This window comes from Sphingomonas phyllosphaerae (assembly GCF_029623345.1).
Classification (GTDB): Bacteria; Pseudomonadota; Alphaproteobacteria; order Sphingomonadales; family Sphingomonadaceae; genus Sphingomonas; species Sphingomonas phyllosphaerae_C.
In genome coordinates this window covers 296,000-316,457 of record NZ_JAPYKH010000002.1, presented here as the reverse complement: position 1 = coordinate 316,457, position 20,458 = coordinate 296,000, and the positions used below count along the sequence as shown (strand labels likewise).

Genomic DNA, 20,458 nt, shown 5'->3' with positions numbered 1-20,458 from the left:
AGGTTCGGGTCAGATCGGCAGCTCGGACGTGGATTTGATCTCGGACAAAGCGACGGTGGAGGTGATCTCCTGCACGCCGGGCAGCCGGCTCAGCTTGTCGAAGAAGAAGCGCTCGTACGCGTCGATGTCGCGCGCGACGATGCGCAGCATGAAGTCGGTGGTGCCCATCAGCACATAAGCGTCGAGCACCTCGGGGAAGCCGCGGATCGCGTCGGCGAACTCGTCGAGATTGGCGCGCCCGTGCGCGTTGAGCCGCACTTGCGCGAAGATATGCGCGCTGAGCCCGACCTTGCGGCGATCCACCAGCGCGACGCGGCCGCGGATCACGCCCTCGCGCTCGAGCCGGTCGATGCGGCGCCAGCACGGCGAGGCGGACAGGCCGACCTTGGCGGCGATCTCGGCGACGGTCTGCTGCCCGTCGCGCTGCAACTCGCGCAGGATGCGGCGCTCATATTCGTCGAGCGGGGTCATTCCTGCCGCGATCCGGTATATTTCCGGTGGATCATGCCCCAGCTTAGCGTCTGCGGTGCGGATGAGGAGACCTTTTCCGCCGCGCCGCTGCCATCCTGCGCGCCAACGATCCGACCGAGGCCCACCCGCATGACCGTCCACTTCCTCGTCGCCGGCGAGGCCTCGCCCGATCTGCCGCTGCGCGTGCTCAACCTGCTGGCGTTGCGCGCGATCGCCTTCGACGCGGCGTCGGTCGAGCGCGACGGCGACACGTATCGCATCGGCGTCGCGGTGAGCGGGCTCGAGGCCGGCGTCGCAGAGCTGCTCCTCGCCAAGATGCGCGCGCTGGTGCTGGTGGAGAGTGCCACGCTCAGTAGTTGAGGCTCCAGCCGATCAGATGCGCCATCGCGGCGACCCACAGCAGCCCGAGAAACGCCAGCGCCACCAGCGTGGCGCGCAGCCGCACGCCCCAGCCGAAGGCGCCACGGAACGCTTCCACCAGGTTCCACACGCCGATCAGCGCCGCCGCGATCGGGATCAGCGCGGCGACCTGGAGCAGCCGGATCATGCCGTCGAGCGTGGCATTATAGGCGTCGACCTGCTGGCTCAGGATCGGGGCGACGATCGTGTACCAGCCCGCGACATAGAGGAGGTCGGCGACCGCGGCGACGCGCACCAGTAGCCGCGCGCGCGCCGCGCGCCCGCTCGCCACCGGCGGTCCGGCGTAGCGCCGCCGGATCCACCAACCCGCCGGCCAGGCAATCACGGTCAGCAGCAGCACCAGCAGCGACACGCCCGCAACGGTCTGGAACATCGTCGAGTTGCGCGCCGCGGGCACTGCCTGGAGGACGCCGACCGGATTTTGGCTGTCGACGAGCGTACGCCGCCCGCGCAGCTCGGTCACGCGCAGCAGCCGCGTGCCGTCGACGGCGCGCCACAGGCCGGGCGCGATCTCGCGAAAGCGCTTGCCCTCGATCGAGGAGACGCTGATCGTGCCGTCGTCGTTGGCGCTCACCACGTCCTGCTGGAGCAGGTAGAACAGGCTGATGAAGCCGGTCTCGACCCGCCGTGAACTCTCGTAATGCCCCGCCAGCGCGCGCGCGTCCGCCGCGGCGGACGCGATCGCGGGCGGCAGCGGCGCGGCGCGTGCGGGGAAATAGCGGTCCATGAACAGGTCGAACAGCCGCTCGCGCACGCCATAGACCGCGTCACGCTCGCCGCGGCTGCTGAAGCTCATGAACAGGCCAACGTTCTTCTCGGGCAGCAGCGCGAGGTCGGTGTGGAAGACGATCGTGTCGCCGCCATGGCCGATCACCGTCGTGCCGTTGCGCTGCATCCAGAAGAAGCCGTGCGCCATCGTGTCGAAACCCGCGACGGGCGGTGCCGGCGGGCGGTGCATGAACGCCACGGTCTCGGGGCGCAGGATCCGCGCGCCGCCGTAGCTTCCGCCGCCGAGATGCGCGAGCATGAAGCGCGCCATGTCGTCCGCGGTCGCGGCGACGCTGCCCGCGGGCGCGGTGCCGACCAGCTCATAAGCGTGCGGCGAGCCGTCGCTGGTGTCGTACCCCTTGGCCGCGAGCGGCGCGAGCGCGGGCGGCAGCGGCTGGACGAAGGTGGTGTGCGCCATGCCCAATGGGCCGGTGATATGGCGTGCGACATAGGCCTCGAACGGCTCGCCCGAGACGCGCTGGACGATATAGCCCGCGAGCGCGACGCCGTAGTTGGAATAGGCCGGCGCCTCGCCCGGCTTGAACAGGAACGGGCGCGTATTCTCCTTGAGATAGCGCTCGGTCGTCTTGAGCAGCTTGGGATCGCTGGCGAGCAGGTCCTTGAGCCCCTCCTCGAAGCCGCCGCGATGCTGCATGAGGTCGTTGATCGTCACCGCGCGCCCGGGCGGCGTGATGCGAAAATCGAGGTAGCGATTGACGTCGGCGTCGAGGTCGATCTTGCCCGCCTCGACCAATTGCATCACCGCGGTCCAGGTGAGCAGCTTGGAGGTCGAGCCGATCCGCATCAGCGAGCGGCGCGGGTCCATCGGCGTCTTGGCGGCGACGTCCGCATAGCCATAGCCCTTCTCGAACAGGATCGCGCCGTCCTTGACGACCGCGACCTGCGCACCCGCGATCTTCCCGGCCTGGAGCGCGGCGGGCATATAGCCGTCGAGCCAGGCGCCGACATCCGCGGCGGTGAGCGGCGGCGTGGTCGCGGGCGTGGCGGGCGCCGGGACGGCGCCGTCGGCGGGCGCCGCGGGCGGCGCGACGGGCGGGCGTTGCGCCGGCGTCGCGGCGACCAGCAGCGCGGGGAGCAGCGCCAGCAGAAGCGTCTTCATCGTCATCCTCTCACCTCGCGGGCTCGGGCTCGAACAACAGGTCGGCATAGTCGAAGCTGAAATCGGCGATCGGCGACACCGGCCGCGCGGTCACTCGCGCCACCTTGCCCGCGGCATCGAGCGCGAAGGTGAGATAGGCGGGCTCGATCGCGGGATCGTCGAAGCGCGCGACGAACGTGTCATACTGATAATGCTCGAGCCGCCCCGCCATGCGCGGCGTCGGAACGAAGCGCACCGTCAACCCGGACGCGTCGCCGCCGACCTCGATCGGGCCGTACCAGCGATCGACATAGCGCCCGGCGTAGCGCGCCAGCGGCAGCGACGGCCCGACCTTGGCGGGCGCCGCCGCGGTGGCGCGCACCGCCGCCTCGGCCGTGGCGATCCGCTGCGCGCGATAGCGCGTGAAGCGTGCCGGCCAGTCCTGCCGCTTGAGGCCGAGATAATGGTCGATCAGCTCCCACATGAGCCCGTGCCGCGGCGCGGCTTCCTCGCTGTTGAGCTCGATCGCGAAGCCGACGTGGCGCGCAGGGATCAGCACCACCACCGAGGTCATGCCGAACAGCCCGCCGGCGTGCCACACGATCCGCTCGCCGCAATAGTCGCGCACCTCCCAGCCGAGCGCGTAGGCGTCGAAGGTCGGCGTAGTCGCCGCGACCGGCTCGGGCAGCGGCGTGATCGGCATCGGCGTTACCGGCGCCCACATCTCGCGCCCCGCCGCGGCGGAGAAGACGCGCGTGCCGTCCGCCGCGACGCCGCCGCCCAGCTGCACCTGGAGCCAGCGCGCCATATCGGTGGCACTCGCCGCGATCAGCCCGGCGGGGGCGGCGGCCTGCGGCAGCTGGTCGCGCTCGTCGAGCCCGCGCATCGCTCCGGTGCCGCGCACCGCTCCGCCGAAGCGCGCGTGCGGCAGCGCACGGTTGGGCATCGCCCAGAAGGTCGCCAACTCGCCGGTCGCGCCCGCCATGCCCGCGGGGGCGAGCACGTGCGCGCGGACATAATCTTCCCACGTCTGCCCGCTGACCGCCTCGATCAACTGCCCGGCGACGGTGTAGAGCACGTTGTCATAGGCATAGCCGCTGCGGAAGCTGGTCGCGGGCGCGATGTAGCGCAGCCGCCGCACGATCTCGGCACGCGCATAGCTGCCGCGGGGCACGTACAGCAGGTCGCCCGCGCCGAGCCCGAGCCCGCTGCGGTGGACCAGCAGGTCGCGTACCGTGATCTCGCGCGTGACCCAGGCATCGTACATCTGGAAGCTGGGGAGATGGTCGACGACGCGGTCGTCCCAGCCGAGCTTGTGCGCATCGACCAGGGTCGCGATCGCGGCGGCGGTCATCGCCTTGGCGGTCGAGCCGATCAGAAAGGCGGTGTTCGCGTCGACCCGCTCGGGTGCGCCCTGCCGCCGCACGCCATAGCCCTTGGCGAGCGTGACCCTGCCGTCCTCGACGATCGCCACTGCCATGCCCGGCGTGCCCGAGGCGTGCATCACCTGCTCGACGCGCGCGTCGAAGCCGCGGGGCGGCGCGGCGAACGCGGGCGCGGCGGCCAACGCGGCGAGCAGCACGGGTGCGGCGTATCTCATACGATCGGCTCCGGCTCGGCCGGCACGCCGCGGCCCGTCAGGGTGAACAGCAGCAGCGGCACGACGTATATCAGGATCAGCAGCGCGGCGAGCAGCCGGTAACCGCCCGCGATCAGCCCGACGAGGCCGACGCGCTCGGCGAGCAACATGCACGGCGCGAGCAGCGCCAGCGCGAGCAGCGCGCGTGCCGCGGGCGACAGCGTCGCGCGGCCACGCGCGCGCGCGACCCGCTCGTTCACCGCGTGGACCGCGCCGGTGCCGCTCTCCAGCAGCGCGGCGAAGATCATCAGCTGGAAGCCGAGGTGGAACAGCGGGTGGCCGAGCCGCGTGAGGATATAGTCCGATGGCAGCACCGTCCCTGCGATGTCGGGCAGGAAGGCCGCCATGGTGACGAAGAACAGCAGCGCGGGCAGCATCGCCAGCGGCGCCGCCAGCGCGCCCGCGATCACCGCGTCACGGCCTGAGCGGAAGTGGCGCGTCACCGGCAGCACGATCACCGCGCCGACGATGTTGTAGCCCGCATAGGTCAGTCCGCCGAGCGCCCAGCCCGGTGCGGGCGGCCCCGCCGCGGCAAAGGCATCGGCGATGCGGTCGCTCATGCTCGTTAGCGCGAGCAGCAGGAACAGCGCGTAAGTAGCGTAGAGCAGCACCGAGACCCAGAGGAAGACGCGCTCGACCCCGGCATTGCCCCAGGCGACGCAGGCGGTGATGCCGGCGAGCAGCGCCAGCGTTCCCGCCGTTGGAGGCAGCCCCAGCGTCGCCGCGCCGATCTCCCCCGCGGCGGCGCCGAACACCGCGAGCACGACCACGACGAACAGGGCGTAAGCGGCCTCGAATAGCACCCAATAGCGCCCCAGCAGCGCCTGGAAGAAGGTGCGATAGTCGCGCGCGCCGATCGCATGCGCGAGCCGGAAGGTAGCCGCCGCGACAAGGCCCCAGATCAGCGTCGCCAGCGCCATCGCGAGCACGCCGCCCCAGGCGCCCGCGGGCAGGAAGAATTCGGCGAGCTCGCGCCCGGTGGCATATCCGCCGCCGATCACCACCGCCTTGAACGCGAGCCCGGGCAGCACGTACCGCCGGAAGCGGTCGGCCGCGGCGGGGCTCAGGCCGCGCATGCGTCGAGCAGCCGCTCGAAGGGAGGGCCGCCGCGGATCGGATCGGCCGCGGGCAGGCCCAGCCGCGCGGCGGTACGCGCGATCGCCGCCTCCGCTTCTTCCTCCACCATGCCCGCGGTGTTGAGGCTGACCCCGGCGCAGCGGATCGCGTGGTTGGTCAGCCGCCCGACCGCGATCGTCTGCTCGATCACCGCCTCGATCGACGGCACCAGGTAGCCGGGGGTGCCGAGGATCTGCGCGCGCATGGGCTGGTGGCAGACGACGAACAGATCGGGCTGGCTACCATGGAGCAGCGCCAGCGAGACCGCGGCGTAAGAGGGGTGGAACAGCGAACCCTGCCCCTCGATCACATCGAGGTGGGTCGGCGACCCCGCGGGGCTCAGCAGCTCGGCCGCGCCCGCGGCAAAGTCGGCGACCACGGCGTCGATCGCGATCCCCTCGCCCGCGATCATGATGCCGGTCTGCCCGCTGGCGCGGAAGGTCGCGTCCTGCCCGCGCGCCTGCAGCCCGCGCGCGATCGCGAGCGCGGTATATTTCTTGCCGAGCGCGCAATCGGTGCCGACCGTCAGCAGACGCCGCCCGGCGCGCTTGGCGCCGGTCGCGATCGGTAGCGCGGGCGGTGGCTCGCGCACGTCGACTAGCCGCGTGCCCGCGCGCGCCGCCGCCTCGCGCAGCGCGGGAATGTCGCCCAGCCGCATGTGCAGTCCCGCGACGAGGTCGAGCCCCGCCTCCGCCGCGGCGATCAGCTCGGGCATCCACGAAGCGGGGATCACGCCGCCCTGATTGGCGACCCCGATCACCATCGAGCGTGCTCCCGCCGCAGCGGCCTCGGCGGGGGTCATCCGCGGCAGGCCGGTGGAGACGGTCGCGGCGGGCAGCGCATGTTCGGCGAGGCATCTGTCCCCCGCCCAGTCGCGCAGCCCCAGCGCGGTCTTGGCGAAGCCCCGCTCGGTCGCGTCGCCGAGGAACAGCAGGTACGGCGCCGCCAGCGCGTGCACCGCGCGGGGGGAGGGCGGCGTCGCGGCAGCGGGAGCGTCGCGCACGATCAGAACCCGACGCCGAGCGTCGCGCCGATCGTGCGCGGCTGGATCGGGCTCACCTCGATCCCGCCGTTGGGGCGCGTCTGGAAGGTGCCCGCCGATACCAGCCCGCGCGAGTCCGCGACGTTGCGCGCATAGACCGACAGGTCGAACCGCCCCAGCGACACGCCCGCGCGCAGGCTGGCGGTGGTATAGCCGTCGAAGCTCACGCGCCGGCCGTAGACGTCACGATAAGCGGCGTCGAAATTGCCCAACCGGTCGCTCACGGTCGATACGTCGGCGCCGACATAGGGACGCGCGCCGTCCCAATCCCAGCTATACTCGGCCGAGACATTGGCGTTCCACGTCGGCGCGAACGGGAGCTGGTCGCCGTCGCGTCCGCCGTTGGAGGTGTCGCCGCGCAACCGCGTGTGATTGTAGGCGACGGTGGTGGTCACGGTGAAGCCGCGCGTCGGGCGCAGCGTCGCGGTCGCCTCGACGCCGTAGCTGCGCGCGCCCTTGCCGTTGGCGTCGGCCGAGATCGGCCCTGCGTCGGTCTGGAAGGTCGCCACGATCAGGGTCTTGTCCCAGTCGAGATAATAGCCCGACAGGTCGATGCCGAACGTGCGGTCGGCGGTCTCGGCGCGGATGCCCGCCTCGTAGCTCATCAGCGTGTCGGCATCGGTCTGCGTGGGATAGTCGGGGCCGGCGCCGGGGGGCACGACGTTGGGGCCGCCCGGGCGATAGCCCTTGGCGACGCGCGCGTAGACCTCGCTGTGCGGCGCGAAGGCGTAGCGTGGCGCGACCGACCAGGTGAACACGCCTTCCTTCGAGGTGGCGCGGTTCTGCGACGGTCCGCCGAACAGCGCGCCGTCGAGCGTCTGCGTGGTGCGCTGGTCGTTGTGGCTGTAGCGCCCGCCCGCGGTGAGGTCGAACTTCTCGGTAAGGTGCAGGGTGGCGCTGCCGAAACCGGCATATTCCTTGTAGGTCGAGTCGAGCTGCGCGAGCACCAGGCCGTTGAACCCGGGAATTTCCGGCACCGGCGTGATCGGGCGGCCGGTCGCGGTGTCGAAGGGGAAATAGCGCTGATACAGCTGCCCCGGCTCGCGCGTGTAATAGCCGCCGACCAGCCACTCCAGCGTTGCCGTGGCGGTGGATGCCAGCCGCACTTCCTGGGTGAATTTCTTCTGCGTCGAGCGATTGGGATAATAGATGCCGTACGCGTCGGGGGCGACGCCATACACCCCCGCGGACGCGGCCTGCGCCAGCGTCACGCCCTCGCCCACCGCATTGTACGACACGTCGCTGCGGTCGGTCGCGACCTGGCGGCTGTAGCTCGTCACCGAGGTGAAGCTGGCGAACCCCAGGTCATAGTCGAGCGTGCCGGTGTACAGGCGATAGTTTACCTGATTACGGTCGGGAAAGAGCTGGTAGCGGACTTCGCGCCCACCCGTGCTGGCGCCGGTGAACGGGTCGGCGGTGATCGGCCGCAGCGTCCCCGGATCGGCGTCGAAGGCGTTGCGTGAGTCGACATCGATGTTCTGCAGCACCGCGGTGAGCCGCAGCGACAGCCGCTCGCTCGGCTTGAGCAGCAGCGAGGCGCGGCCGCCGTAGCTGCGTGCACGATTGACGTCGTCGTCGGCGATGCCGATCGCGTCGATATAGCCCGCGGTGCGACGGTAGAAGCCGCTCGCGCGCAGTGCCACCGCGTCGCCGAGCGGTACGTTGACCACCGCGTTGCCGTAATATCCGGTGCCGCCGTCGCGCACCATCTCGGCGCCGCCCTGCCCGCGCGCCTCCCACTCACCCAGCTTGGGCGCGACGGTGACATATTTGACCACGCCGCCGAGCGAGTTGGCGCCGTACAGCGTCCCCTGCGGCCCGCGCAGCACCTCCAGCCGCTCGATGTCGAACGTGTCGAAATCGCCCGCCAGCGTCGCGCCATTGGTCTGGCCGGTGCTCGAGCCGAACGGCGTGTCGTCAAGGTAGACCGCGACGGTCGGGCTGGCGCCCCCGGCGTTGATGCCGCGCAGCACGACGCGCGTCTGGCCGGGATTGCCCGATTCGAACGACAGGCCGGGCACCAGCGCGGCATAATCGGCGATGGTGCGCGCCTGGCGCTGCTCGAGCGCCTCGCCGCCCAGCACCGACATCGACTGCGGCACCTCGGACAGGACCTGCTCGCGCTTCTGCGCGGTGACGATGATGTCGCCGACCTGGGCTGTCTCGCGGTCCGGCGGGATCGCGTCGGGCGCCACGGCCTGCTGCGCCGCGGCAGCGCCGCCGAGGAAGAGGGCCAGTGCGCTGGCGACTGATGCGCTACGACGAATGCCCTTCATCGTTCTTCCCCCATGTTTTGCTGATCAGGATGCTAGTGGCCTGATCAGAGAATAGTCAACCGGAATCATCGCTTTGTGCCGTCGCGAATGACGGCCACCGACGCTGGATCGACCGCCGCCAGCAGCGCCGCGGCCAGCGTGGCCAGTCCGGCGAGCAGCAGGAAGAAGGCGCCGTGCCCGAGCGCGGTCCAGGCGGTGCCGACCAGCCCGGCGGCAAGGCTGCCCGCGAAGGTGGCGAGGTACCAGGCCGCCACGGTTGTCGCGCGAAGCCCGGCGGGCGCGAGCCGCGCGAACAGGCCCAGCCCGGTCGGCAGGATGTGCAGCTCGCCGAGGGTGAGCAGCGCGAAGAACAACGCGAGCCACAGCCAATGCGACGCGCCCCCGCGCGCCGCCAGCGCGGCGAGCAGAAGGTAGGCGCCCGCGACGATCAGCGCACCCACCGCCATGCGCCGCACCGGCCGCTCGGCGCCGCCGCGCTCGGCGCGGCGCCGCCAGCGTGCCAGCAGCGGCGGGGTCATCGCCATCACGAACAGCGGGTTAAGCGACTGGAACCAGGTCATCGGCACAATCGCGGCGCCGGCGCGGCGATCGACCCCGGTGTCGGCCCAGAGCGCGAGGGTATTGCCGACCTGCTCATAAGCGGCGCGGAAGACGGTGACGCACAGCGCCACCGCGATCAGCAGCAGCGCCACCTCGCGCGTGAAGCGGCCGCGCGGCGCGATCGGCCGCCCCGGGGCTGCGCGTGCGGCGGGCAGATAGCGCTGCCCCCCGAGATAGATCCCCAGCCCCGCCACCATCCCGACGCCGGCCGCGCCGAAGCCGTAATGCCAGCCGTACAGCTCGCCCAGCGTCCCGCACAGCAAGGGCGCGAGGAAGCCGCCGATGTTCACGCCGACGTAATAGACGTTGTACGCCCAGCCGACGCGCGGGTCGCCCGGCGCGTAGAGGTCGTCGATCTGGCTCGGCAGGCTCGGCAGGAACAGCCCGTTGCCGAGCGCGATCGTCACCAGCGCGACGTAGAAGAGCGGTTCGAACGCCATCATGAAATGGCCTAGCGCCATGATCGAACCGCCCAGCACGATCGCGCGCTTCTTGCCGAGCAGCCGGTCGGCGATCACGCCGCCCAGGATCGGCGTGAAATAGGCGCAAGCGGTGTAGGCGCCGTAGATCAGCGAGGCCTGCGCCTGCCCCAGCATCAGCTGCTTGGTCATGTAATAGACCAGCAGCGCGCGCATCCCATAGTAGGAGAATTGCTCCCACATGTTGGTGAGGAACAGCACCGTCAGCCCGCGCGGCTGACCGAACCAGGTCGGCGCGGGCGGCGCGGCGGCGCTCACCCGCCCCACAGCTCGGGACCGGCGTAGAGCAGGCCGTCGTCGTAGCGCACGCCGGGCGCGCGATCTTCCGCGAGGAAGGTCGGGCCGTCGAGGTCGACCAGGTCGGCGAGCTGGCCCAGCACGAAGCCCGGCGCGGTGGCGAGACTGGTGCCGATCATCGTCCCCACCATCACGCCCAGCCCGAGCCGGCGCGCCTCGGCCGCCATCAGCAGCCCCTCGGTAAGCCCGCCGCACTTGTCGAGCTTGATGTTGACGACGTCGAACCGCCCCACCGCGCCCGCCACGTCATCGAGCGTCAGCAGGCTCTCGTCGCCCGCGATCGCGATGGCGGAGCGATAGCCGTCGAGCTCGGCCTCGGCGCCGCGCGCGAGCGGCTGCTCGAGCAGCGACACGCGGTGCGGCAGCAGGCCCGCGACCAGCGCGTCGAGCTCGGCGCGCGCGAAGCCCTGGTTGCCGTCGACGCCGAGCCACACGTCGGGGCGCGCGGCACGGATCGCGGCGACGCGCGCGAGATCCAGCGCCAGCTCGCCGGTCAGCTTCACCTTGATCGAGCGCGCCTGCGCATAGCCAAGCGCCACCGCCGCCATCGCCGCGGGCGTGTCCGCGCTGACGGTAAAGGTGGTGACGATCGGGCGCGGCGGCTCGGCCAGCCCCGCGAGCCGCCACACCGGCGTGCCGCTGCGCCGCGCCTCGAGCTCCCACAGCGCCGCGTCGACCGCGTTGCGCGCGCCGCCCGCGGGCATCACAGCGCGCAGCTGCGCCCGCGTCGGCCCCGCCTCGATCGCCGCGCGCGCCGCCTCCACCTCCGACAGCATGTTCGAGAGATCGTCGTCCAGATAGTAAGCGCCGGCGCCCTCGCCGCGCCCCTGGTGGGTGCCGTCGTCGAGCGTGACAACCAGCACCTCGGCGGTCTCGAAGACATAGCCGGAGATGCGGAAGGGTTGCGCCAGCCGCAGCGTCGCGGTCTCGGTGGCCAGCCGCAGCATCAGTAATGCACCGTCAGGGCGAGCAGGTGGAAGACCGCGGCGACCCACAGCACCACCAGGGTGGCGAGCAGCAGTAGCACGGCCCACAGCTTGCGCGTCCACGGCCGATCGCCGCGCAGCGTCACAACGGCGTTCCAGCCCGCGATGCCTACCGCGCCGACGAACACGACGATGCTCGCAAGCTGCAGCAGCGTCAGCCAGGCGTCGCCCGGCGCGGTGTCGCCGAACAGCACCGAGATCAGCCAGAACCATCCACCGAGCACCAGCAGCACCGCCAGCGCCATCACCCGCGCCGCACGCGCCGTGCGCAGCGGCGCGCCGGCGCGCGGCGCGGCGGCCTGATAGCGCCGGCGCAGGTACCAGTTCGCCGGCCAGAACAGCAGTGTCAGCAGCAGCACCGCGAGGCTGGCGTAGAGCGCAGGCAGCAGCCAGGCGGCGTCGCGGTACGCGGGTGCGCGGTCCCACATCATGAACGGCGAGACCAGGTCGAAGCTCCACCGCACCGGTCGGCCGTCGACCAGCTGCGCCGCCAGCCGGTCGTGCCCCGCCGGGTCGCGCCAGACATAAGGCGCGACCTCGACCCAGGCGATGGGCACGCCATTGGCGCCCTTCACCGACGGAATGACCAGCCGACCCTGCGCGTCGGCGCCCACCTCGGCCTGGCCGAAGAGGTTGAGGATATCGACGAAGTTGGTGAAGGACGAGCGGCTGACCTGCCAATGGCCGGCCAGCGCCGCCGCGTGCTGGCGCGCGGTGGCTGCATCGACGCGCCCGGCCGGCAGCGTCGCGCCGGGGAAATAGCGGTCGGCGAAATCCTGGAACAGCTGGCCGCGCACGACATGCGCCGCGCCCTCGCGCCCGGCCGAGTTGAACGAGACGTACAGCCCGGTGCGCTCCGCCAGGAAGAGGTGGAGCGAGGTGTGCATCTGGTTGGTGTCGCCCAGATGCGCGATCACGCGGCGGCCGTTGATGTTGGTCTCGAAGAAACCCAGCTCCATGCGGTTGAGCGGCGGGATCAGCGAGCGCGGGTTCACCTTGGCAAGCGGGCTTTCATGCATCAGCGCCGCGGTCTCGGGGCGCAGCACGCCGCGCCCGCCGTCGAGGTGGGCGATCATGAACTTGGCCATGTCGAGCCCGGAGGCGGAGAGCGAACCCGCAGGGCCGGGCACGACGATCTCGAACGGCTTGGGCGCGCCCGAGCCGAGCGGATAGCCCTGCGCCACCAACGCGCGCAGCCGCGGCGGCAGCGGCTGGCGGAAGCTCGCGGTGCGCATGTCGAGCGGGCGGAAGATGCGCTGCTCGACATAATCGTCGAAGCGCGTGCCGCTGACGCGCTCGACCACATAGGCCGCCAGCGTCGTCGCCCAGTTCGAATAGGCCGGGGTGGTGCCGGGCGCATAGACCCGCGCGGGGACGTGGCGCTTGAGATAAGCGCCGATCGGCTCGACGTCACCGACGTCGTAGGTGATCAGCTTCTTGTTGGCCTCTTCAAAGCCAGCGGTGTGCGTCATGATCTGGCGCATCGTGACCGGTGCGCCGCGATAGGCCGGGATGGCGAAGTCGAGGTAGCGGTTGACGTCGGCGTCGAGGTCGATCCTGCCTGCCTCGACCTGCTGCATCACCGCGGTCCAGGTGACAAGCTTCGAGACCGAGCCGGGGCGGAACAAGGTGAGGTCGGGGTCGACCGGGCGGCGCTTCGCGATATCGGCATAGCCGTAGCCGCGCGCCGCGATCACCCGGCCGTCGCGCACCACCGTGACCACCGCGCCCGCGATGTCGCCACTGTGCAGCGCATAAGGCATGTAGCCGTCGAGCCAGGCGGTGACGTCCTCCGCGGTGAGCGCGCGCGTGGCGGTCGGCGCGGCGGGCGCGGCTGGCTGCGCCAGCACCGGCGCCCCCGGTTTCTCCGGCGCCTGCGCTGGTGCGAGTGTTGCGAACGCGGCTGCGCCCAGCGCCGCCGACAGCCATGCGAGCATCCGTCCCGTCCCCATTGCCGCCGCCTCCGCTTGTCGCTATCCTCAGGTATCATCCTGATCAGGACAACGTTATCCTGTTTAGGCGCTTCGTCAATGGCCTCAGGAGGACGCCGCTTTGCCGACATCGCCCCCGACCCTGGGCGCGCTCCTGAAGGGGCTGCGCGCGCGCGAGGGCTGGACGCTCAAGGAGATGAGTGCGAAGTCCGGCATCCCGGTCTCGACCCTCTCCAAAATCGAGCACGACCGGCTGACGCTCACCTACGACAAGTTGCAGGCGCTCGCGCGGCGGCTCGGCATGCGGATGACCGATCTGTTCGCCGAGGAGGGCGAGGAAGCGGCGCAGCCGGTCACCGCGCGGCGCAGCCTCGGCGACGTGGCGCATTCGGTGCGCGTGGAGACGCCCAACTACGATTATTATTATCTCTGCACCGAGCTGCGGCGGAAACGGATGATTCCGGTGATCACCAAGATCCGCGCGCGCTCGGCCGAGCAGTTTGGCGAGCTGGTGCGCCACTCGGGCGAGGAATTCCTGTACGTGCTGAGCGGACGCGTCGAGGTGCAGACCGAATTCTACGATCCGGTGACGCTCGAGCCCGGCCAGGCGATCTACATCGATTCGAGCATGGGGCATGCCTATCTCGCCGCGACCGGCTGCGAGGAGGCGGAGGTGCTGGCGGTGATGTCGAGCGCCGAGGAGGAACTGATGGAATCACTGCTGACGCTCCATCACGGCCAGCGCGGCGCGGGCGCGGAGAATGAGAATGACGCGCCCGCGCCGCCGCGCCGCAGCGGGCGCGTCCGTTGAAGGCCGCGCTGCTCGCCGCCGCGGCGCTGCTCGCCGCCACGCCCGCCGCCGCGCAGGACTATGACGCGCGCGTGGCGCGCGTGCTCAAGGCGACGCCGCTGATCGACGGCCACAACGACTGGCCCGAGGCGCTGCGCGAGCGCGAGGGCGAGAAGCGCTGGACAATGGACCTGCGCGACCTCGGCGCGAGCGACCCCGCCTACAACACCGATATTGCGCGGCTGCGGCGCGGGCTGGTCGGCGGGCAGTTCTGGTCGGTGTGGGTGTCGCCAGACCTGCCCGGCAAGGAGCAGGTGGAACAGACGCTCGAGCAGATCGACCTGGTCCGCTCGCTCGCCGACCGCTATCCCGACACGTTCGCGCTGACGCGCACCGCCGCCGACGTGCGCCGCGCGCACGCCGCCGGGCGGATCGCCTGCCTCATCGGCGTGGAAGGTGGCGGCCAGATCGACGGTAGCCTCTCGGTGCTGCGTGCTTATGCCGCGCTGGGCGCAGGCTATCTTACGCTCACCCACTCGCGCACGATCGACTGGGCCGATTCCGCCACCGACGACCCGCGTCACGACGGGCTTACCGAGTTCGGGCGGAAGGTGGTGCTCGAGCTCAACCGCCTCGGCATGCTGGTCGACCTGTCGCATGTCAGCGAGAAGGTGATGCGCGATGCGCTGGCGGTAACGCGCGCGCCGGTGATCTTCTCGCACTCGGGCGCGCGCGCGCTCAACGACCACCCGCGCAACGTCTCGGACGACGTGCTGCGGCTGGTCGCGCGCAACGGCGGCGTGGTGATGGTGGACTATGCGCCGGGCTATGTCGCCGACGCCTATCGCCGCTGGTCCGCCGACTCGCTCGCCGAAAAGGCGCGGCTCAACTCGCCGCCGTACAACGGCCTCGACATCGGCCAGCCGGACAAGGCGGCGGCGGATTACGCCGCCTGGCTCCGCGCGCATCCCGCGCCGACGGTGACGCTGGCGCAGGTGGCGGATCATATCGTCCACGTTGCCAAGGTGGCGGGCGTCGATCACGTCGGGCTCGGCTCCGACTTCGACGGCGTCGGCGCGACCTTGCCGAAGGGGCTCGGCGACGTATCGACCTATCCCGCGCTGCTCGCCGAGCTGATGCGCCGCGGCTGGTCCGACGCCGACGTCGCCAAACTGGCGGGCGGAAACGTGCTGCGCGTGATGGAGGGCGCCGAGCGGGTCAAGGCGCAGCTCACGTCGCGGCAGTGATCGAGGTCGACGGGTTCCGGCAACCGAGAAGATCGACGCGCGGCCAGCCGGCGCGCGCAACGCAACGCCGGCCCGTCGTCGCGCTCGCCGCGGTTACATGATCAGGCGAGCGGTTAGGACGAAGCGGCGCTCCTGCTCAAGGAAGCTGGCGGGCAGCTCCGCACCGCTGCCGATCAGGATATACTCCTTGCGCTGCGTATCCAGCAGGTTGTTGACGTTGAAGCCGAGCTGGACGTTGCGCGTGACGAAGGCGTTCACCGACAGATCGAGCTGCCCGTAGTCGCGGACGTAGCGCTCGGCGCCGAACTGCCGCCCGACGTTGTCGTCGCGCAGATAGGCGCTGCGCCAGGCGTAAGCGAGCCGCGCGTCGATCCCGGCATGATCATAATAGAGCACCGCATTGGCGCTCTTCTTCGATAGGCCCGGCAACGGCGTGGTGCGCGACACGCCGTCGGCGCTGCGCACGCTGGCCTTGCTTTCGGCATAAGTGAAGTTGAGGATCGTGCCGAAGTAGCTCAGCGCGCCGGGCAGGAAGAAGAAGGGCGATTGCAGCCCGGCCTCCAGACCGTGGATCGTCGCGCTGTCGCCGTTGGTGGGCTGGGTGAAGGCGACGATGCCACTGGTCGGCAGCCCGGTTTCCTGATCGGGAAAGCTGGCCAACTCCGACACGGTCGTCTGCGAGATCAGCGAGCCGATCTGCTTGGCGAAGCCGTTGATCGTCAGCAGCGCGCCCGGATGAAAATACCACTCGAAGCCGAGATCTTCCTGGTCGGCCAAATATGGACGCAGGTTGGGATTGCCGCGGTTGCCGGTGCGCGGCCCCGAGTTGATCGTCGTCGCGGGGCTCAGCTGATCGAGCGTCGGGCGCGTCATCGCGCGCGAGTAGGTGCCGCGGATCAGCATGTTGGGCGCGACTTCCCAGCGCGCGTTGATGGCCGGCAGGAAGTTCGTGTAGCGCGCGTCGACGTTGCTCGGCGTCAGCTCGGTATCGATCAGTCCGAAGCCGTCCGACGACGTGTCCGTCACGATCACGCGCAGCCCGGCGTTGACCGACAGCGCGCCCATGGTGAAGTTGCCCTGAAGGTAACCGCCGTAGGTCTGCTCCACCACTTGGAAGGAATTGAGCTGGTCGCCCTGCGGATCGGTCGCGAACTGGTCCGACGTGAACGGGTCCAGCCCCGGGTAGATCGTCTGGATCAGCTTCTCGCGATCGACCGAGAGGATGCGGTCCGGCGTGGTCGCGTTGCGCACGCTGAACGGCAGCGTGGCGGCGAACGCACCGAGGCCGAGCGGGCTCGCGCCGAGCAGCTCGGCACCGTTGTACAGCCCGACGTTGCGCGCCTGCTGGCGCGAGGTGCGGTGGGTGTAGCGCGCGCCGGCCTGGACGCTGGTGAGGCCGGGCACGCCCTCGAACTCGCGGGTCGCGTCGACGCGGCCAACGTACTCATCGATCGTGTTCACCGCGCGGTTGAAGATGAAGACGTTGTAGCCGAAGCGATCGGGGTTACTGCTGAAGTCGGTCGCGGTCGAGGAAAATTGCGGCACGTCGCCGGCGACGCGATAGGTCACGTCGGCGCCGTAGGCGGCGAAGGAGTAGAGGTCGAGCTCATTGCTCGAGCGCTGGTGCGCGTAGCTGAAGCCGGGCGTGATCGTCAGATGGTCCGCCGCCTCCCATTTGGCGCGCAGCGTACCCTGGTAGACCTTGTTCTCCTGCGGCTGGTAGCTGTAGCCGACGCGGTTCTGGATGTTGCGGAAGGTCGCCTGGGTGACCGCGCCATTGTCGATCACATAGTCGGTCGGCGCCTGGTTGCCCGGCGAGCTGGTGCCGTCGGCGAAGAAGCTGGTCCCCTCGATCGGCGCGTCGGGGCGATCGTCGATCTGCGTCCCCTTGCGCCGCGCGTAGAGGAAGTCGGCGGTCAGCTCGAGCCGCTCGGTCGGGCGCGCCTGCCCGGCGACGGTGACGCCGAGATTCTCGCGCTTCTGCTGGTAGCTGTAGAAGGCAGTGGTGCGCGGCGTGGCGGCGTCGAGCAGCGTCGCCGGCGCGGTGGCGAGCACGTCGGCCGAGGCGATGTTGCGGAACGCCACCCAGGGACCGAAATCGACCTCATTGGTGCGGAAGTCCGTCTTCGAATAGGCCGCGGCGACGGTGATGCCATAGCGGTCGTCCCAGTTCTGGCTGACGAGCCCGAACAGGCGCGGCATCGCCTTGCCCTTCTGTCCGATCGTGACGCCGCCGGTCGCGGTGACGCGAAGCCCGGGAATGTCGAAGGGCTTGGGCGTCTCCTGCAGGATCGTGCCGGCGAGCCCGCCCTCGACGGTGCTGGCGGTCGGCGACTTCTCCACGGTGACCTTGGCGAACAGCTCGGGGGCGAGCACGCTGAAGTCGAAGCCGTTGAGCGCGGTGCCGCCGTTGATCTCGCTGCGCGTGAACTGCGGGCCGAGGCCGCGCAGGTTGATCGTCTGCCCCTCGCCGTTGACCGAGCGGTCGATCGTGATGCCGGGCACGCGCTGAAGCGATTCCGCCAGATTGTTGTCGGGGAACTTGCCGATGTCCTGCGCCGAGATCACGTCGACGACCGAGATCGAGCGGCGCTTGTCGGCGAGCGAGCGCTCGATGCCGGCGCGCAGGCCGGTGACGACGACGTCGGCGCCCTCGGCGTCCGAGGGCGCGACTTCGGCGCCATCAGTGGGCGCGTTGGCGCCAATCGTCTGCGCCTGCGCACCGGCGCCGGCGCCGGCGCCGGCCGAGACGATGGCGCTACCGATCAGGAGGGTTCGACGCAGTCGGCGGTATGCACAGCTCTTCATGTTAGCCCCCTCTTTCGTTTTACATCGTTGTTCGTCACGCAGACGTCGCTGCTCGTGCGGCGCGTTACCGGCGCCGCCTGGCCAAGCAGCGATCCTGCCTTCTGCTCGGTCGCTCATTCGAGGAGCGCGGATCAAGGACACTTCGCCCTCCACCCCATCGAGCCGATCGCGCATTATCACCAGCGCGCTTTCTTTCGCTGTGCTATCGCGTACGCAATATAGCAGTCAATTAGAAAAGAAGCGAAAGATTGCGAATCAAATCGGAACGTGATGCCGACGCAAACGGCTGCGCAACAAACGTGCGGCACCCGCGCCTCCTCGGTTGATCCAGCCTAGGGAGAAGTGGCGGCAATTGGGAAAGCGATCCTTGGGACAGGCCCACACCGAACGCGGAGCCTCGAAGGCGCACAGGAAGCCAAAGCGGCGCACGACCATCGCCCTGAGAAGGCGCGACGTCGACCAGCTCGGTCACCCCAGGGAGCGGATATTCTACCGCCGCGGCGCGAGCCCCTCCCCACCACCACGCAGCGCGGCTTCGGCCCATGTCGTGACGAGCGGCAGGTCGGTGGCGCGCCCGACCTTGCGCGTGACCAGTTCGACCACACGTGCGCCGCGCAGCTCGGCGCGCAGCGGGCGCGCCGCCATGCCGAAGCGCATGGCGCCGGAGCGCGCGAGCAGCCGGCCGTCGCCGTAGACCAGGAACTCGGCAGCATCGCGCGTGTCGCGGGTGGAATCGTCGACGCCGACCAGCGCCTCCAACCGCTCGGCGCCGTGCGCGCGCACCTCGAGCCGCGACTGCGCCAGCACGCCGATGCCGGTGTCATAGCTGCGCCCCGCGACCTGCAGCGTCTGGTCGTACGGCGTGGCATCGGCCTGCGCGCCGCCCCAGCCGGCGTAGGTCGGGCGCTCGCCGGTGTCGCGCGTCCCGCTCCACTGCCCCGTCATGCGGTGGACCACCGGGTCAGGCTCGGGCGCGACCACTCCATCGACCGCGACGTTGACGTTGCCGGGTACCTCGGAGAGGTACATGCCGTCGCTCAGCCGCCGCGTGCCGCTCACCTCGAAGACGCGGCTCTCGCGCGGCGCCAGCGTGAAGCTCGTCTCGCCGGTGAAGGGCGCGAGCGTTCGACCGCTCCATAGGTCGCGCAGCGTGATCGGGGCATCGGGCGCGAGCTTGAGCTGTGCGGCGGTGAGGTTCATCTCGGCCGGGGCCAGCCCGCGGTTCAGCAGCACCACCGCCTTGTGGCCGTTGCTCAAAGTCTTGACGATCGTCTGCACGTCATCCGAGACGTAGGCGATCACACCCTGGTGCCCGCCCGGATCCTGGTTGACCCGCACGATATCGGCATTGCCCCAGATCTTCATCAGGCTCTCCGGCGCCTGCCGCAAGTCGTAGCCGATGAACAGCGGCGCGTTGATGATCGCCCACAGCGCAAAATGCGTGCGCGCTTCGGTGAGATGGCTGGCGTCGAAATCGCCCTGCCCGATGAACAGCATGTCGGGATCGTTCCAGGCGCCGGGCTTGGCGTAGAGCGCGCGGGTCGACGCACTGTCGAACGAGTGGAGCATGCGAGTCCAGTGCGGCGTGATGTCCTGGCTGGTGCGCCACATCTGGCCGACCTCCTTGCCCCAGCGGCGCACGTCCGCGCTGCCCCAGGTGCACAGTGCGAGGATCGACTCGCCGTCGGGGCGATAGCGTGCGATCGCCGCGGCGACGGCGGCATAGAGCGAGCGCACCTGCGCCACGTCGGTGCGGTTGATCGAGGCCTGGTCGATCAGCGGCGGGAAGGCGCGATAGCCGTTCTGCACCACCACCGGCGCGCCGGGCGCGTAGACGTTGATCCCGCAGGCGTCGACCTTGAGATAGTCGAAGCCCCAGTCGCCGAAGTAGAGCGCGACGTCCTGGTCGACATGGCCATAGAGACCGACCTCGCGCTCCGCCGCCGTGCCCTCGGGCAGGTTGGGCGAGTGCAGGTCATAGGCCTGCGAGCAGGCGTTGCGCCCGATGTCGCTGTATAGCCCGGCCTTGAGCCCCATGGCGTGCAGCCGGTCGGTGAAGGGACGGAAGCTGCTGTCGCCGCCGCCGACCGCGGCGGAGGGAAAGATGCGCGTGCGGATCACCAGCCGCCCGTCGCCGGTACGGCGCTTGAGCCACCAGCCGTCGTCGACGTTGACATAGCGGTAGCCGAGTTTGGCCAGCCCGCTGTCGACCAGCTTCTGCGCGGCGCCAAGCACCTTTTCCTCGTCCACCTCGGTGCGGAAGGCGTTCCACGAGCTCCATCCCATCGGCGGCGTGCGCGCCGCGGCGTGCTCGGGCGCCGACCAGCGCCCGGTCGGAGCAAGCGGGTCCGGCGCGGCCGCGGCAGGACCGGCGAGCACGGCGGCAAGTGCGGCAAGGGACAGGGTCGGCAGGCGCATCGGACGGAACCTCGCTGTTCGCCACATCATAGATTTTCTCTCCGGCGCGGAAACAGGCCGGAGATGACACC

General features: G+C 70.2%; 15 protein-coding genes. 3 read left to right on the top strand and 12 right to left on the bottom strand.

Going from position 1 to position 20,458, the window contains the following annotated elements:
- Nucleotides 1-9 precede the first annotated feature (9 nt).
- Together QBJ89_RS03250 and QBJ89_RS03245 are read right to left on the bottom strand one after the other, a co-directional pair.
- Nucleotides 10-471: an Lrp/AsnC family transcriptional regulator gene (locus tag QBJ89_RS03250; RefSeq protein ID WP_223012013.1), complete on the bottom strand. Its 462-nt coding sequence runs from the start codon at nucleotides 469-471 to the stop codon at nucleotides 10-12.
- Nucleotides 468-602: a hypothetical protein gene (locus QBJ89_RS03245; protein ID WP_277979105.1), complete on the bottom strand. Its 135-nt coding sequence runs from the start codon at nucleotides 600-602 to the stop codon at nucleotides 468-470. The genes QBJ89_RS03250 and QBJ89_RS03245 overlap by 4 nt, the downstream gene beginning before the upstream one ends.
- On the opposite strand from QBJ89_RS03245, the gene QBJ89_RS03240 reads away from it, so the two are divergent.
- Nucleotides 601-831 (top strand): hypothetical protein, encoded by a 231-nt coding sequence (locus QBJ89_RS03240; RefSeq protein ID WP_277979104.1) that lies wholly within the window; start codon nucleotides 601-603, stop codon nucleotides 829-831. The two genes, QBJ89_RS03245 and QBJ89_RS03240, sit on opposite strands and share 2 nt — an antisense overlap.
- On the opposite strand, the gene QBJ89_RS03235 is transcribed toward QBJ89_RS03240, so the two are convergent.
- The 8 genes from QBJ89_RS03235 to QBJ89_RS03200 all read right to left on the bottom strand — a co-directional run bounded on the left by QBJ89_RS03235 (nucleotide 821) and on the right by QBJ89_RS03200 (nucleotide 13,130).
- Nucleotides 821-2,779 carry a serine hydrolase domain-containing protein gene (locus QBJ89_RS03235; protein ID WP_277979103.1) on the bottom strand — a complete coding sequence of 653 codons (1,959 nt, stop codon included), beginning with the start codon at nucleotides 2,777-2,779 and terminating at the stop codon, nucleotides 821-823. The two genes, QBJ89_RS03240 and QBJ89_RS03235, sit on opposite strands and share 11 nt — an antisense overlap.
- Before the next feature lie 10 nt (nucleotides 2,780-2,789).
- Nucleotides 2,790-4,358 (bottom strand): serine hydrolase, encoded by a 1,569-nt coding sequence (locus QBJ89_RS03230; protein ID WP_277979102.1) that lies wholly within the window; start codon nucleotides 4,356-4,358, stop codon nucleotides 2,790-2,792.
- Entirely contained in the window at nucleotides 4,355-5,473 is a 1,119-nt protein-coding gene (locus QBJ89_RS03225) for a hypothetical protein (protein WP_277979101.1), read from the bottom strand. The genes QBJ89_RS03230 and QBJ89_RS03225 overlap by 4 nt, the downstream gene beginning before the upstream one ends.
- Nucleotides 5,461-6,516: a DUF1611 domain-containing protein gene (locus tag QBJ89_RS03220; protein WP_431522499.1), complete on the bottom strand. Its 1,056-nt coding sequence runs from the start codon at nucleotides 6,514-6,516 to the stop codon at nucleotides 5,461-5,463. Before QBJ89_RS03220 ends, QBJ89_RS03225 begins: the two co-directional genes overlap by 13 nt.
- Nucleotides 6,517-6,518: 2 nt before the next feature.
- The gene (locus QBJ89_RS03215) at nucleotides 6,519-8,831 is read right to left on the bottom strand and encodes a TonB-dependent receptor (RefSeq protein WP_277979100.1); all 2,313 of its coding nucleotides are present in this window, start codon (nucleotides 8,829-8,831) and stop codon (nucleotides 6,519-6,521) included.
- 65 nt (nucleotides 8,832-8,896) lie between these two features.
- Nucleotides 8,897-10,168: a peptide MFS transporter gene (locus QBJ89_RS03210; RefSeq protein ID WP_277979099.1), complete on the bottom strand. Its 1,272-nt coding sequence runs from the start codon at nucleotides 10,166-10,168 to the stop codon at nucleotides 8,897-8,899.
- Nucleotides 10,165-11,154, bottom strand: coding sequence for a dipeptide epimerase (locus QBJ89_RS03205; protein WP_277979098.1), 990 nt, complete (start codon nucleotides 11,152-11,154; stop codon nucleotides 10,165-10,167). The genes QBJ89_RS03210 and QBJ89_RS03205 overlap by 4 nt, the downstream gene beginning before the upstream one ends.
- Nucleotides 11,154-13,130 carry a serine hydrolase domain-containing protein gene (locus QBJ89_RS03200; protein WP_277979097.1) on the bottom strand — a complete coding sequence of 659 codons (1,977 nt, stop codon included), beginning with the start codon at nucleotides 13,128-13,130 and terminating at the stop codon, nucleotides 11,154-11,156. Before QBJ89_RS03200 ends, QBJ89_RS03205 begins: the two co-directional genes overlap by 1 nt.
- A 115-nt stretch (nucleotides 13,131-13,245) precedes the next feature.
- Between QBJ89_RS03200 and QBJ89_RS03195 the strand changes: the two genes are divergently transcribed.
- Complete coding sequence (locus tag QBJ89_RS03195) at nucleotides 13,246-13,935, top strand: helix-turn-helix domain-containing protein (protein ID WP_277979096.1); 690 nt, start codon at nucleotides 13,246-13,248, stop codon at nucleotides 13,933-13,935.
- Nucleotides 13,932-15,161, top strand: coding sequence for a dipeptidase (locus QBJ89_RS03190; RefSeq protein ID WP_277979095.1), 1,230 nt, complete (start codon nucleotides 13,932-13,934; stop codon nucleotides 15,159-15,161). Before QBJ89_RS03195 ends, QBJ89_RS03190 begins: the two co-directional genes overlap by 4 nt.
- A 93-nt stretch (nucleotides 15,162-15,254) precedes the next feature.
- Here the strand turns inward: QBJ89_RS03190 and QBJ89_RS03185 are convergent, their stop codons facing one another.
- Both QBJ89_RS03185 and QBJ89_RS03180 read right to left on the bottom strand, forming a co-directional pair.
- Complete coding sequence (locus tag QBJ89_RS03185; protein WP_277979094.1) at nucleotides 15,255-17,969, bottom strand: TonB-dependent receptor; 2,715 nt, start codon at nucleotides 17,967-17,969, stop codon at nucleotides 15,255-15,257.
- 489 nt (nucleotides 17,970-18,458) lie between these two features.
- A complete protein-coding gene (locus tag QBJ89_RS03180) occupies nucleotides 18,459-20,387 on the bottom strand; it encodes an NPCBM/NEW2 domain-containing protein (RefSeq protein ID WP_277979093.1) in 1,929 nt (642 codons plus the stop codon).
- Between the last annotated feature and the right edge of the window lie 71 nt (nucleotides 20,388-20,458).

Bases quoted from the DNA above. Each gene is read 5' to 3' on its own strand.
- QBJ89_RS03250 (WP_223012013.1), bottom strand. From the start codon at position 471: ATGACCCCGCTCGACGAATATGAGCGCCGCATCCTGCGCGAGTTGCAG.
- QBJ89_RS03240 (WP_277979104.1), top strand. From the start codon at position 601: ATGACCGTCCACTTCCTCGTCGCCGGCGAGGCCTCGCCCGATCTGCCG.
- QBJ89_RS03245 (WP_277979105.1), bottom strand. From the start codon at position 602: ATGCGGGTGGGCCTCGGTCGGATCGTTGGCGCGCAGGATGGCAGCGGC.
- QBJ89_RS03235 (WP_277979103.1), bottom strand. From the start codon at position 2,779: ATGAAGACGCTTCTGCTGGCGCTGCTCCCCGCGCTGCTGGTCGCCGCG.
- QBJ89_RS03230 (WP_277979102.1), bottom strand. From the start codon at position 4,358: ATGAGATACGCCGCACCCGTGCTGCTCGCCGCGTTGGCCGCCGCGCCC.
- QBJ89_RS03225 (WP_277979101.1), bottom strand. From the start codon at position 5,473: ATGCGCGGCCTGAGCCCCGCCGCGGCCGACCGCTTCCGGCGGTACGTG.
- QBJ89_RS03215 (WP_277979100.1), bottom strand. From the start codon at position 8,831: ATGAAGGGCATTCGTCGTAGCGCATCAGTCGCCAGCGCACTGGCCCTC.
- QBJ89_RS03205 (WP_277979098.1), bottom strand. From the start codon at position 11,154: ATGCTGCGGCTGGCCACCGAGACCGCGACGCTGCGGCTGGCGCAACCC.
- QBJ89_RS03200 (WP_277979097.1), bottom strand. From the start codon at position 13,130: ATGCTCGCATGGCTGTCGGCGGCGCTGGGCGCAGCCGCGTTCGCAACA.
- QBJ89_RS03185 (WP_277979094.1), bottom strand. From the start codon at position 17,969: ATGAAGAGCTGTGCATACCGCCGACTGCGTCGAACCCTCCTGATCGGT.
- QBJ89_RS03180 (WP_277979093.1), bottom strand. From the start codon at position 20,387: ATGCGCCTGCCGACCCTGTCCCTTGCCGCACTTGCCGCCGTGCTCGCC.